Source organism: Streptomyces radiopugnans (assembly GCF_900110735.1).
In the GTDB taxonomy this organism is placed as follows: domain Bacteria; phylum Actinomycetota; class Actinomycetes; order Streptomycetales; family Streptomycetaceae; genus Streptomyces; species Streptomyces radiopugnans.
Genome location: NZ_FOET01000002.1, coordinates 242056 through 255295, shown reverse-complemented (window position 1 = coordinate 255295; position 13240 = coordinate 242056). Strand labels below are relative to the sequence as shown.

The following is a 13240-nucleotide window of genomic DNA, read 5'->3' as shown; positions in this document are numbered from 1 at the left end:
GGCGGCCGTACGCCGTCCCCGGCCACGGCGCCCTCACCCGTTCCGGCCGGTGACATCGCAGGTCAGGCCGTGTTCGTCGATGCCCACCAGCACCGTGTCGCCCGCGCGCAGGGCGCCGTCGAGGATCAGGTCGGTGAGGCGGTCGTCCAGGTGGGTGCGGACGGTGCGGCGCAGCGGGTGGGCGCCGGAGTCGGGCTGGTAGCCCTGGTTGATCAGCCACTCGCGGGCACTGCGGTCGACCTCCAGGCCGATGCCCTGGGCCGCCAGCAGCCGGCGGCTGTCCTCCAGCAGCAGTCCGACGACGTGCAGCAGGTCCTCGCGGGCCAGGGGGCGGAAGAAGACGGTCTCGTCGATCCGCTCCAGCAGCTCCGGCCGCACCCGGTCGCGCAGATGCGCCATGGTCTCCGCGCGGAGCGCGCCGGGGTCGCCCGAGTGGGCCAGTACGCTGCGCGGGTCGACGGTGACGGTCAGGACGACCACGGTTTCGCGGAAGCCGGCGGCAGGGCCTCGGGCACCGGCCGGCCGGCCGCCCTCCAGCAGTCGCGTCAGCGAGTCCAGGACGTCCGGGTGGGCCCGGTCGATCCCGTCGAGCAGAACGACGGAGTGCGGCCTGCGCCGTACGGCCTCGTCCAGCCGGCCCGCCTCCCCCCGCCCCTCCCTCAGGGCGCCCGTGCCGAAGCGCACCAATCGGCCCGCGTCGCCCAGGAGTTCGGCGGCCAGGGCCCGGGCCAGCTCGGTCTTGCCCACCCCGGGCGGCCCTGCGAACAGCAGCGCCGAGGCGGGCCGTTCGGGAGCACTCATCCCCGCCCGCGCCCGCCGCACAGCCCGGGCCACCGCGGAGACGGCCTCGTCCTGGCCGGCCACCCGTTCGCGCAGCCTCTCCTCCAGACGCCGCAGGTGCTCGCGCTCGTCGCGGGCCAGGCGGCCGGCGGGGATGCCGGTGCGGCGGGAGACGGCTTCGGCGATGTCCGCCACGGTCACCCGGGCGGCGGTCTCGCGCTTCTCGGCGACGGCGGCCCGCTCCAGGTCCAGCTCCCGCATGCCCCCGCGCAGCGTCGCGGCCCGCTCCAGGTCCTCCAGGGCCAGGGCCTGGTCGAGTTCGCGCCGCAGCAGGTCGCGGCGGTCCTCGACCTCCAGGACCTCGCCGCTGCGCCCGAGGCCGCGCAGCCGCGCGCGGGCGCCGGCCTGGTCGAGAAGGGAGACGGCCTTGGCGGGCAGGAAGCTCTCGGGCAGATGGCGGGCGGAGAGCTCGGCGGCGGCGCGCAGCGCCTCGTCGGAGAAGCGGACCTGGTGGTGGGCCTCGTAGGAGCCGCGCAGGCCCTCCAGGATGCGCACGGTCTCCTCGACGGTGGGCTCGGGCACCAGAACCGGCTGGAAGCGGTGGTGCAGGGCGATGTCCCGCTCCACGTGGCGGCGGTACTCGTCGACGGTGGTGGCGCCCACGACGCGCAGCCCGCCGCGGGCGAGCGCGGCCCGCAGGACGCCGCCGAGGTCGGGGAAGCCCTCCGTGCCCGCGCCCGCGCCGACGAGGGTGTGCAACTCGTCGAGGAAGAGGACGATCCGTTCGTCGGAGGCGACCTCCCCGACGATCGCGCGCAGCCGTTCCTCGACCTCCTCCCGGTGGCGGGCGCCGGCCACCAGTGCGGCCAGGTCCAGGCCGATGATCCTGCGGCCTCGCAGGTCCGGCGGCACCTCGCCGGCCGCGATCCGCCGGGCCAGGCCCTCGACGACCACGGTCTTGCCGACACCCGGCTCACCGATCAGGGCGGGGTTGTTCCGGGTCCGCCGGGAGAGCACCTCGATGATCTGGTCGATCTCCTCCGCGCGCCCCACCACCGGATCCAGCCGGCCCTCGCGGGCATGTGCGGTCAGGTCGCGGCCGTAGTGGTCCAGCACGGGGGTGGGGCCGGACGGGCGGGACGGACCGGAGGAGCGGGACGGGCCGGCGAAAGCCCTGCGCACCGGCTCGGGCGCGGCGCCCGCGGCGCGCAGCGCCCGTCCGGCGCCGCTTCGGGGGTCCTCCAGCAGGGCGGCCAGGATGTGCTCGGGGCCGAACCGGGACGCGCCGGCGGCACGGGCGCCCGCACGGGCCGCCAGCAGGGCGCGTTCGGCCGCGGGTGTCAGGGAGGGCCCGGCACCGCCGCCGCCCTTGGCGAGGGCCGGGAGCAGGTCGGAGGCGATCCGGTCCGGATCCGCCCCGGCGTCCGCCAGAACACGGCGCGAGGGACCCACCCGGGCGGCGGCCCACAGCAGATGGCCGGTGTCCAGCCCGCCGCCGTCGGCGGCCGCCCGCCCGGCGGCCAGTGACAGCAGCTCCCGGGCGGACTCGTCCGGGAGCGCGCCGGAGGACACCGGATGGTCGGCCGGATGGGGGGCCCGGGGGCCGGTGCCGAGGAGGCGGTTGAGCGGTTCGGCGAACGGCTCCCGCGGTCCGAACACGGGCATCGGCATGGGGATCACCTGGACGGTGCCGGGGGCGTGGGCAGAGTCGGGGCCGGGCGGCGCGGGCCCGGCCACCGCCAAGTCTGGTCCGGGGCGGAGGGATCCGCGACTCGGCACGGGGCCGCCGGGCTCCCTCCGCGCGCCGGCTTCCCGGTCCGGGTGCTTTCCGTGCCGGTTCACCGCATATGCGGTGAACCGGCGGGTGAACCGGCGGAAGAATGCGCCTGCCCCGGACACCCGTATCCGCCCGTTATTCGGTGCGGGTGCTCCGGAAATGCGGGATCTTCGGGCGGGGTCCATGAAGGGACGGGAAGAGCCCCAGGTCAGAGGCGGCCTGTCGGTAACTCCGGCGGCGCGTTCCGAGAAAAGGCCGCGATGTGGCTGTTTCCGGAAGCGGTCGCACGCCCCTTGACCCCCTGAATGAAACGTTGCAATACTAACGGACTTAGAAAGCGCTTACTGTACTTTTCTCGCGAATTCCCGTCCCGGCGCGGCCCTCATGCCGCCCCCGGACGGATGTCCCGGGCCGGGCCATCCCCTTCCGGTCCGGCGCGAGCGGCCCCGTGCCGTGTGCGGTGAGTGTCCCCCCACGGAAGGAGTCCACGATGAGAAGCGGAGCCGCACCCTCCGCCAGGAGGCGCAGACTCGCCGCGGTCGCGGCCGGCGCCCTGACGGCGGCCATGCTGGCGACGGTGGCCACCACGGTCGGGGCGGTGGAGCCCCGGCCCGGGGCCGACCGTTCCGGGCAGGAAGCCCGGACGGCACAGGAGGCCGGGGCCGCGCGGAAGTCCCGGACCGCCCAGGCGGCGCCGGCCGCCGCCGCGGCCGCCTGCGGCGAGGGCTCGTACCAGGCCGAGGCCGTGAAGAGCGGAAGCACCTGGACCGCGCGCCGGGGCGGCAGCACCGTCTACACCGGCAGCAGCATGCGCGACGCGATGCAGGCCGCGATCGGCAGCCTGACGCCGAACCGCTCCTCCAAGGAGCGCGTGGTGGTGTGGGGTTCGGGCTCGATCAGCGCCGGGACCAGGGTGTCGCTGCCGAGTAACACCGCGATCGACGTGTGCGGCACCATCGACGTCACCGGCTCGGGCTCCGGCGACCAGGCGCCGATCTACTCCCGCGGCGCGACGAACGTCGAGGTCGGGCATCTGACCGTCACCGGCCGCCCGCTGTACGGCATCTTCATGCGCAACGTCAGCAACGTGGTGCTCGGCCAGATCGACATGCGGGTCTCCGGCGGCCTGGGCGTCCGGATCGACAACCACGGCGACCGCTCGGTGCGCTCGCGCAACATCCGCATCGACAACGTCTACGTCTCGGGCACGAGCAACCACGGTGTGGAGACCTACGGGGTGGACGGGCTGACGATCGGAACGGTGACCGCCCGCAACGTCGGCTACTCCGGCCTGCTGCTCAACGACACGATCAACGCCACGGTGGGCAAGGTCGACGCCGACAACACTGCCACCGGCACCGGTTACGCGGCGTTCCGGATGGCCAACCGCAACGGCCGGGTCGGCAGCAGCTACCCGACCAACATCCGCGTCGGCGAGGTCATCGCCCGCGGCGGCGGGCGCGGGGTCTTCTGCGTCTCCGAGAGCGGCGGCGCCGTCATCGACCGGGTGACGCTGACCAACACCGGCAACAACGCCATCCTGATCGAGAACTGCTACAACGTGACCATCGCCTCCCAGGGCGGCACGGTCAGCGGCGGCGGGGAGGTCAGGCTGGCGGCCCGCAGCGACTTCCCGGGCAACAGGGACATCACCCTGCAGAACCTGACGCTGAGCAACACCTCGCTCAGGGAGAGCCCCTGCGGCACGAACATCACCTACCGCAACCTCACCCTCAACAACACCAGCCGGAACACCTGCTGAGAGCGGACGAGGACGCGGAAGGAACCGTGCGGCGTCCTCCCGTCCCGGAAGCGGGGCGGGAGGACGCCGCCCGCGTGCGGGCCGTCACCGGTTGGCCGTCACCCGTCGGCCGTGCTGCCGCGCACCACGCAGGAGCGCTGGTTCTCCCAGCCCCAGCCGTCGCCGTCCGGGTCGGAGGCGCTGCCGTTCACGCAGTACGGGTAGCCGTTCGGCGCGGTCCCTCCGGAACCGCCCCCGGAACCGCCCCCGGAGCCGCCGCCGTAGACGGTCGCCTCCCGGGAGGTGGCGGAGATGCCGTTGGCACCGTTGAAGAAGCGCTGGCCCCAACCGGTCAGGGAGTTCGGGTCGAAGCCGTTGACCATGTCCAGGTACTCGACGCCGCCGCCGTTGCCGCTCCAGGACCAGCCCAGGTAGCCCACCCGGAGCGACTGCGCGGTCGCCATGATCGCGTTCTCGTCCGGGTCGCCGTCACCGTGGTTGTGGCCGAACTCGCCCACCACGATCGGCAGGCGGTTGCCGACGAAGTGGTTCAGGTAGGACTGGACCTTGGAAGCGGTGTTGTAGACCCCGTACATGTGGATGGAGAAGATCGTGTTGCGGTCGGGGTCGGAGTTGAACACCGTCGAGGCGTTGTTCCGCATGGTGTTCGACCAGTCCTGGCCCCAGTTGGGGGCGTCGACCATCAGCGCGTGGTCGAACCCGGCGTTCCGCAGCTTCCGGATGGCGGCACTGGTGTCGGAGGTCCAGCGGTCGTAGCCGTTGTTGCCGAACGGCTCGTTGCCGATGTTGATGACGACGTAGTTCTCCTGGCCCTCCAGCGCGCTCTTGATGCCGATCCAGTAGTCGGCCGCCCGGGAGAGCGAGGTGGCGGCGCCGTCCTCGCCGTAGCCGGTGGTGTCGTGCACCTCCAGCACGCAGATCAGCCTGTTCTGCTTGCACTGGCCGATGATCGAGGAGACCTCGGAGGCGCTGGTGCGGGTCCATCTGTCGCCGTTGGCGAGCACCACCCGGACGGTGTTGGCGCCCTTGGCCTTGATGTGGGCGATGGAGCCGGTCCGGTTCGGGTACCAGGCGTGGGCGTGGTTGACGCCGCGCATCACGAACTCGTTGCCGTTCGCCTCGTACACCCGGCCGTTGCCGACGCGGATGCCCGTGGCGGCCTCGGCCTCGTCGGCCGGGCCGAACGCCGGCAGCAGCATGCCGACCAGACCGGCGAGCGCCGCGGCGACGGACGCCGGCAGTTTCCTTTTCCTTCTGGGTCGTTTCTCCATGTCTCTCCTTGGCAGGTACCTGCCCCCAGGGGCCCCATGGGGGCGGGCCCCTGGGGACGCCCGGGCCGGTGGCCGCGGGCGGGGCGGCGGGGGCTCCCGGCGAGGGCGGAAGACTGGCAAGACAACGTTGTCAGAAGCCCTGACAACGTTGTCCAATCGCATTCGGGCGCATCGTTCCGGATGTGTTGCCGACCTCCGCCGTTCGACGGCGAGACCCCCGCGCGGTTCGACGGGACGCCGAACGCCGCTCCCATATGACGCCCCGGTTGTTCCCTACATGTCAATAGTCGCGTCGCCCGTGTTTCACCCTCCCTCCCCGGCGGCCCCGGCCGGCAGGGGGTTTTCGCCGCGGCCGGGCGGATGCGGTGCCGTGTGCCCGCGGTGGTCCCGCGTCCCGAGCGGCCGTCCGGCGCGGCGACGGCGCGGTGTAGCGTTGCGAATCCCGAGTTCCGAATCCCGGATCACGAATCGCCGACCCGGCCCGCCGGCCCGCCCACCCCGCAGAGGAGCACCGTGACCCACACCGCCGCGGACACGCGCTACGACGCCATGCCCTACCGACGTGTCGGACGCAGCGGGCTGAAACTGCCGGCGGTCTCGCTCGGCCTGTGGCACAACTTCGGCGACGACAAGCCGCTGGACACCCAGCGGGCGATCCTGCGCCGCGCCTTCGACCTGGGCGTCACCCACTTCGACCTGGCCAACAACTACGGCCCGCCCCCCGGCGCGGCCGAGGCCAACTTCGGCCGTCACCTGGCCCGGGACTTCCGCCCCTACCGCGACGAGCTGGTGATCTCCACCAAGGCGGGCTACGACATGTGGCCGGGCCCGTACGGCGAGTGGGGATCGCGCAAGTACCTGCTGGCCAGCCTGGACCAGAGCCTGAGCCGCATGGGCCTGGAGTACGTCGACGTCTTCTACTCCCACCGCCCCGACCCCGACACGCCCATGGAGGAGACCATGGGCGCGCTGGACACCGCCGTCCGGCAGGGCAAGGCGCTCTACGTGGGCATCTCCAACTACAGCCCCGAGCAGACCCGCGAGGCCGCCCGCATCCTGGCCGGCCTCGGCACCCCGCTGTTGATCCACCAGCCCTCGTACTCCATGTTCAACCGCTGGGTGGAGGACGGTCTGCTCGACGTCCTCGACGAGGTGGGCGCCGGTTCGATCGCCTTCTCCCCGCTGGCCCAGGGCCTGCTCACCGACCGCTACCTGTCCGGCATCCCCGCCGGTTCCCGGGCCGCGGGCGCCAGCCCGTTCCTGAACGCCGAGGGCATCACCGAGGAGACCCTCGCCACGGTCCGCGCGCTCGACGGGATCGCGCGGCGGCGCGGCCAGACCCTGGCGCAGACGGCCATCGCCTGGGTCCTGCGCGGCGGGCGGGTGACCTCCGCGCTCGTCGGCGCCAGCAGCGTCAAGCAGCTCGAGGACAACGTCGCGGCCGTCGGCAACCTCGACTTCACCGACGACGAGCTCGCCGAGATCGAGAGCCACCTCGCCCGTTAGGCCGGGCCGCCCCGGGGGACCCGGGCTCCCGTCGGCGGCCGGGAATCCGGGCGCCGGGGGAGTCCGGGAGAGGAGCGGGGCATGGGCGTCTCCGTGACGGTGTGGACCGAGTGCGGGCCGGACGACGCGGCGGTCGCCGCCGTCTACCCGGAGGGAATGCACAACGCCATCGCCGACGCGTTCGCCCCCCACGGGGAGCTGCGCGTGCGCACGGCCACCATGGACGAGGACGACCACGGACTCGGCGGCACGGTGTTGGACGAGACCGACGTCCTGTTCTGGTGGGGCCACGAGCGGCACGGCGAGGTGGACGACGGGATCGTGGCGCGGGTGCGCGCCCGGGTGCTGGAGGGCATGGGGCTGGTCGCCCTCCACTCCAGCGCGGAGTCGAAGGTCTTCCGCGCCCTGACGGGCACCAGCGGCCGGATCTCCGGCTGGCGCCACGGCGACCGCGAGGTGGTCTGGACGGTCGACGTCACGCACCCGGTCGCCGCCGGGGTGCCGCAGCCGATGGTCATCGGCGAGCAGGAGATGTACGCCGAGCCGTTCGACGTGCCCGTACCCGACGAGCTGGTCTTCGTCTCCTCCTTCGAGGGCGGGGAGGTCTTCCGCAGCGGGATCGCCTACCGCCGCGGGCTCGGCAGGGTCTTCTACTTCAGCCCGGGCCACGAGGAGTACCCGGTCTACCGCCGCGAGGACGTGCGCACCGTCCTGGCCAACGCGGCCTTCTGGGCGGCCGGTTCGGCAGGTCCGGCCGGGAACGCCGCCCCCGCCCGGGCGAAGGCGCCGGTGCCCTGGACTTCGCGGCCGCGCGAGAGGGGCTGGTACGAGCGGTGACCGGGCGGGACGGGCCCGGCGCCCGCCCCGGCGCCCGCCCCAGTGCCTCGGCGTACGGCTCAGCGGCCAGGCGTACGGCCCGGCGTACGGCTCAGCGTCCGGCCGACAGCCGGCCCGTCGCCAGCCCGTCGCTGATGTCGCGCGCCAGGCGTGAGGCCAGCTCGTCCAGTCGCCCGCGGAAGTCCTCGAACTCGGTCAGCCGCCGGAACACCTCGCTGTAGCGCAACTGCTCGGCCAGCGGGAGCTGGAGGACCTGGAGCCGGCGCACGTCCACCCGTGAGGCGCTGGAGGCGTGGGTGCCCGCCTGGCGGCCGTTGGAGGGTGCGCGCAGACAGCCCGCGAGGAACCAGGCGTCCATCTTCTCCGGCTCCACGCGCAGCGCGTACAGCTGGGCGCCGAGCACCGTGGGCGGACCCTGGTGCACCCAGGCGGCGAAGGCGCGGATCACCCCGGCCACCACCACGTCACCGGGCATGGCCACCAGCATCCCGCGGCCGGAGACGTCCGAGGGGTGCAGCCAGCCCGTCGGCCCGCCGCCCTGGAGCAGGTCCGGCACGGTCAGCAGGGGCAGGCCGCCCTCGCCGGGCTCGCCGCCGCGGACCGTCCCGTCCGGCGGCTGCTGGCCGCCGCGCAGGGTCAGCGCCCCGGCCCGGGCCAGGTCGCCCACGGTCGTCTTCGGATGCCCGCCCCCGCCGTCCCCGGCGGGTTCCAGGGCTGACAGCGCCCGCCCGGCGGCGCGCAGTCCGGCCAGGGCCTCCCCGAAGCCGCTCCAGGCGCCCTCCAGATCGAGTTCCTCGCCGCCCGGGGCGGGGGAGACATGGCGCCCGGGGGTGAGGTCGACCTCGTCGTCCAGCAGTTCGATGACGGCCATGCGCCGCGCGCAGTCCGGCAGTTCGGCCGCCCCGCTGCCGTAGGCGGCCACCGCGGTCCGCACGAAGTCGCCCAGCGCGTCCCAGTCCACCCCGCCCTCGCGTCCGGCCGCCGCCCGCCGGGAGGCCGCCGCGTCGGCGAGCAGGACCCCGTTGTCCTCGGCGGGCCCGGTGCCCCCGGGGGCGCGCAGCAGCCACAGGTGCAGCGACACGCTGTGCGGCTGCGCGCATCCCGGGGGCAGGGCGATGACGGCGCGCAGCAGCCCGGAGCGCAGCAGCGCGCCGCGGATCCTGCGGCCGGCCCGGCGGGAGGCGACGGCGGGCGGCAGCAGCAGCACGGCGGTGCCGCCCGGCCGCAGCCGGGCCAGGGCGTGCTGTACCCAGGCGAGCTCCGACTCGGTGCGCGGCGGCAGGCCGTGCACCCAGCGCCGGTCGGTGGACAGCTCCTCGTAGCCCCAGTCGCGTTCGTTGAAGGGCGGGTTGCACAGGACGACGTCCGCGGCGGCGCGCTCGTGCGGGTCGGCGCGCAGGGAGTCGCCCTCCCGTACGTCCGCCGTCACCCGCGCCCCGTCCGTACCGGTCCTTCCGGCCCCGCCCGCCTCGTCGACGACGAATGCCAGCCGTGCGGCGGCCAGTGCGGCGAGGGCCGGATCGCTGTCGCAGCCCAGCAGGGCGATCCGGGCCGCCCCCGCGCGCGTCTGCGCCCGTGCGGCGGCCTCCAGCAGATGGCCGGCACCGCAGGCCGGGTCGAGCACGGTCGTCCCGCCGTCCGGGGACGGGGCCGGGCGAGCCGCCAGGGCGACCTGGGCCATCAGGTCCGCCAGGGGGCGGGGGCTGGCGCTGACCTGGCGCACGTGGGCGTCCAGCCAGCGCTGCAGCAGGAATTCGAAGACCTCCCGCGCTCCCTCGCGCCGCCCCAGTGCCACGGCCTCGTCGACCAGCTCCCCGGCCTGCTCGGACAAGGGCGGAACGGACGCGGGAGCCTTGCCGCCGAGCATCCGCCGTCCGGCCTCGGCGATGGCCAGTCCCGTCTCGTCCCGGCTGCCGAGGGCCTCGAAGCCGGGCCAGAGCAGCTCGCGCCCCCCGATCTCCTTGAGCTTGTCGTTCTCCCGCAGCCACTGCTCGATCTCGGCGAGGGAGAACTGGGGGCTGGCGTCGGTGCCGCCGATCCGGGCGGGGAAGGAGTCGTGCCGGCGCCGCCAGTTGCTGACGGCCGCCCGCCCCACCCCGGCGATCCGCGCGATCTCCGCGAGGGTGACCGGCACTGCGCGTGTTGAAGGCATCGAGATCTCCGAAGTCGGGTCGGGTCGAGTCGGGCCGGGTCGTCGCAGGCGAATGTTCGAATTCAAAGCTCCGATGAGAGCGCCGGGATTCGAACAATCGGTGTCACCGGGCAGGTTACTACGGCGTTTGACACCGTTCACAGGACGATGCGCGGCGGTCCCACGGAACGGGGGCGGAGAAGGGGCCACCCCGAGGGGTGCGCCGAGGGCGGTCACCGCGGAGCGCGGGCGTTCCTCACGGGAGCAGCCGGCGACCGGACGGGGCAGGCCGCGTAAGTCGCCGCCCGGAAACGTTAGGGTCGGCCAATGCCCTTACGAAGAAGATCACGCACTCCGGACACCGCGGGCACCGGCACGTGTCCGGACGCATCACGCCCGCCCGGACGTGCCGCCGCACTGGCACTGCCGCTCTCGCCCTCGTCCTGTGCGCCTGCACCGGGCAGGGGCAGGAGCGCTCCGACGCCGGGCCAGGCACCCCGTCCGCCTCGGCAACCGCCGGCCCCACGGCGGTGAGCACGGCCGCGCCCGCCGAGGCGAAGGCACTGGCCGAGCGCTACCGCGGCTCCGGCGGCGACGAGGACGTCTACGCCGTCGAGCGCGAGCCCGGCCCGGAGGGCGTGCCCCTGCTGGTGGTCCGCAGCCGCGCCACGGAATCGGACGCCGAGAGGTTCGACCGGCTGAAGGACTCGCTCGTCTTCTTCCTGGTGCAGGTGGAGGGCGTCTCGCTGGAACGGGGATACCTGATGGACGTCTTCGGGAGGGACGGCTCACTGCTGCACCGCCTGGACGCCCGCACCTGACGCTCCCCGTACCGGCTCCCCGCTGGGGCGGCCCTCCCGGACCGGCGGGAGCGGGGCCCTTGCCCGAAGACGCGCCCGCTCGCTAGGTTCCGCGGTGACCCGCTGCGATCCACGGCGGGGCCGCACGGCCGAGGGACGCACACATGACACACCCCGGTGGACGGGAGCCCGCCGCCCCGATCCCCAACGCCCCGGCCCCCTCGGGATTCGAGTCCCCGGCCGTGGTGGACGGCGGTCTGCCGGTCTTCCACGAACGCCTCAAGGACGAGCTGACCTTCCCCCTGGCCTGGGGAACCTCCCCGATCCGGGACTTCCCCGCCTGGCGCGAGGCAGCCCGTGCCACGGTCGAACGGCACCTTCTCCAGCCCCCGGACGACACCCCCTTCGCCCCCGAGATCGCCGACGAGCAGCGGGCCGAGGGCTACCGCCGCCGGATCCTCCTGTTCAACGTGACGCGCCTGAGCCGGGTGCGCGCGCTGATGCTGGTGCCGGACGGAGAGGGGCCCCACCCGGCGGTGCTCCTGCTGCACGACCACGGATCGCGGTTCGACATCGGCAAGGAGAAGCTCGTACGGCCCTGGTACGACCGGGCGCGGCTGTCCTCGGCGCGCGCCTGGGCGGACAGATGCTTCGGCGGGCGCTTCGTCGGCGACGAACTCGCCCGCCGCGGCTGGGCCGTACTCGCCGTCGACGCCCCCGGCTGGGGCGACCGCTCGGGGCTGACCTACGAGAGCCAGCAGGCGCTGGCCGCCAACCTGTTCAACCTCGGCTCCTCACCGGCCGGTCTCATGGCCCGCGAGGACCAGCGCACCGCCGCCTTCCTCGCCTCCCTCCCCGAGGTGGACGGGGAACGGGTCGCGGCGCTGGGCTTCTCGATGGGCGCCTACCGGGCCTGGCAGACGGCCGCCCTCTCCGACCACGTCCGCGCGGCGGTGGCCGCCTCCTGGATGACGGGCCTGAAGGAGATGATGGTCCCGGGCGACAACGCCCTGCGCGGCCAGTCCGCCTACTTCATGCTCCACCCCGGACTGGCACGCCATCTGGACCTCCCCGACGTGGCGAGCATCGCCGCACCCAAACCGCTCTACCTCACCGGCGGTTGGGACGACCCGCTGTTCACCGCCGCCGCAGTGGAGAAGGCGTACCGCAGGCTGCGCGCCGTCTGGCGCTCCCAGCACGCGGAGGACCGCCTCCACACGGAGATCCGCCCGGGGCTCGGCCACGTCTTCGGCCCCGCTGCGCAGGACGACGCCTTCGCCTGGCTGGACGCCTGGGCGGGGCGGCCCTAGCGACCCGGACGGCCCCGAGCGGCGGGGCCCGGGGCGGTGGTGGATCAGGTCCGGGACGCCCCGTGCCCCACAGGGGCGCGGCCTCCCACGGAGGGCGGGGGCAGCGGGGCGATCTCCCGCTCGAAGAACTCCGCGAAGTCCTCGCCGCGCTCGTAGAGCGTGTCGAAACCGGCCGCCGTCTCGGCGATCAGCGCCGGGTCGGCGTAACGCCTGGCGCCCGCCGCGTCCCCGTTCTCGTAGACCACCTCGTACATGGCCCGGTCCCCGAGGATCACGACCTCGGGCACGGGCCGCTCGCGCTCGATCTCCGCGATGGCGTGGGCGTCGATCGCCCTGATCTCGTCGCCCAGTTCCACCTTGAGGCGGAGGACGAAGAACTCCCACTGCACATACGGGGTGACGGGGAACTCCACCACCCGCAGGCGGCGCTGCCGGACCCCGAGGTGTTCCGCTTCCCGCAGCTGCCGCGTATAGGCTTCGCGTTTCTCCTCGACGAGGGAGAGGGCCTTCTCCCACTCTCCGGAGTCGAAGGCCTCCCAGCTCGGGAAGCCGCGTTCCCTGAAGTGTTGGCCGCGCTCGAGCTTCCTCAACTCCCGGATCCCGCTCTCGAAGACGCGGTAGAAGTCCTCGTGGTACCTCTTCCGGTCGAGGCGCACTGATTCACCTGCCGGGAACGATTCAAACATTGGGGATATCCGGTTTCGCCGCGATCATCATGCTCCTGGGGATGACTACCAGCCGCTCGTCGGCTCCGATCGACACACCGGCCGGCAGGTTCTTTCCGAGTGATTCCGTGAGGTCCCGTCCGATGACGGCGATGTCCCCGTTCCCGAGCTCCCAGATGTCCGGGCAGTCAGGATTGTCCGTGGTCACCCCTAACTCCTGCGGGGTTTTGCCCAGTCTCCTGCTGAAGCCGGTCTCGGCGTCGGCTTCCCACGGTCTGCCCACAGCCACCACCCCTCTGGCCAGGTCTGCTGCCCGGTCATTTCGATCGGCCGAAATGTTGCAACTGTATCGCTTCGGCGAGCGATCTAAGATGCTTTTTCGAGTCAAACCGGGGATGGTG

The 13240-nt window shown here is 73.4% G+C and carries 10 protein-coding genes; 5 read left to right on the top strand and 5 right to left on the bottom strand.

Features of this window, described 5'->3' with window-relative positions; genetic code table 11:
- Positions 1-33 precede the first annotated feature (33 nt).
- A complete protein-coding gene (locus BMY40_RS06015) occupies positions 34-2451 on the bottom strand; it encodes an AAA family ATPase (RefSeq protein WP_093656778.1) in 2418 nt (805 codons plus the stop codon).
- A gap of 596 nt (positions 2452-3047) precedes the next feature.
- Between BMY40_RS06015 and BMY40_RS06010 the strand changes: the two genes are divergently transcribed.
- On the top strand, positions 3048-4319 hold the full coding sequence (locus BMY40_RS06010) for a right-handed parallel beta-helix repeat-containing protein (RefSeq protein WP_093656216.1): 1272 nt from the start codon (positions 3048-3050) through the stop codon (positions 4317-4319).
- Between the two features lie 98 nt (positions 4320-4417).
- On the opposite strand, the gene BMY40_RS06005 is transcribed toward BMY40_RS06010, so the two are convergent.
- Positions 4418-5590 carry a cellulase family glycosylhydrolase gene (locus tag BMY40_RS06005; protein WP_093656214.1) on the bottom strand — a complete coding sequence of 391 codons (1173 nt, stop codon included), beginning with the start codon at positions 5588-5590 and terminating at the stop codon, positions 4418-4420.
- A gap of 513 nt (positions 5591-6103) precedes the next feature.
- Between BMY40_RS06005 and mgrA the strand changes: the two genes are divergently transcribed.
- Entirely contained in the window at positions 6104-7096 is a 993-nt protein-coding gene (gene mgrA / locus BMY40_RS06000; protein WP_177213897.1) for an L-glyceraldehyde 3-phosphate reductase, read from the top strand.
- 81 nt (positions 7097-7177) lie between these two features.
- Positions 7178-7933, top strand: a complete 756-nt coding sequence (locus BMY40_RS05995; protein WP_093656210.1) for a ThuA domain-containing protein — start codon at positions 7178-7180, stop codon at positions 7931-7933.
- Positions 7934-8024: 91 nt separating this feature from the next.
- On the opposite strand, the gene BMY40_RS05990 is transcribed toward BMY40_RS05995, so the two are convergent.
- Positions 8025-10085 (bottom strand): N-6 DNA methylase, encoded by a 2061-nt coding sequence (locus tag BMY40_RS05990; protein WP_093656208.1) that lies wholly within the window; start codon positions 10083-10085, stop codon positions 8025-8027.
- 509 nt (positions 10086-10594) lie between these two features.
- Here BMY40_RS05990 and BMY40_RS05985 point away from each other — a divergent pair.
- Together BMY40_RS05985 and BMY40_RS05980 are read left to right on the top strand one after the other, a co-directional pair.
- Positions 10595-10885: a hypothetical protein gene (locus BMY40_RS05985; protein ID WP_093656206.1), complete on the top strand. Its 291-nt coding sequence runs from the start codon at positions 10595-10597 to the stop codon at positions 10883-10885.
- A 143-nt stretch (positions 10886-11028) separates the two neighbouring features.
- Entirely contained in the window at positions 11029-12174 is a 1146-nt protein-coding gene (locus BMY40_RS05980) for a dienelactone hydrolase family protein (protein ID WP_093656204.1), read from the top strand.
- Positions 12175-12218: 44 nt separating this feature from the next.
- On the opposite strand, the gene BMY40_RS05975 is transcribed toward BMY40_RS05980, so the two are convergent.
- A complete protein-coding gene (locus tag BMY40_RS05975) occupies positions 12219-12860 on the bottom strand; it encodes a DUF6879 family protein (RefSeq protein WP_093656202.1) in 642 nt (213 codons plus the stop codon).
- Positions 12853-13122, bottom strand: coding sequence for a hypothetical protein (locus tag BMY40_RS05970; protein ID WP_093656776.1), 270 nt, complete (start codon positions 13120-13122; stop codon positions 12853-12855). Before BMY40_RS05970 ends, BMY40_RS05975 begins: the two co-directional genes overlap by 8 nt.
- Between the last annotated feature and the right edge of the window lie 118 nt (positions 13123-13240).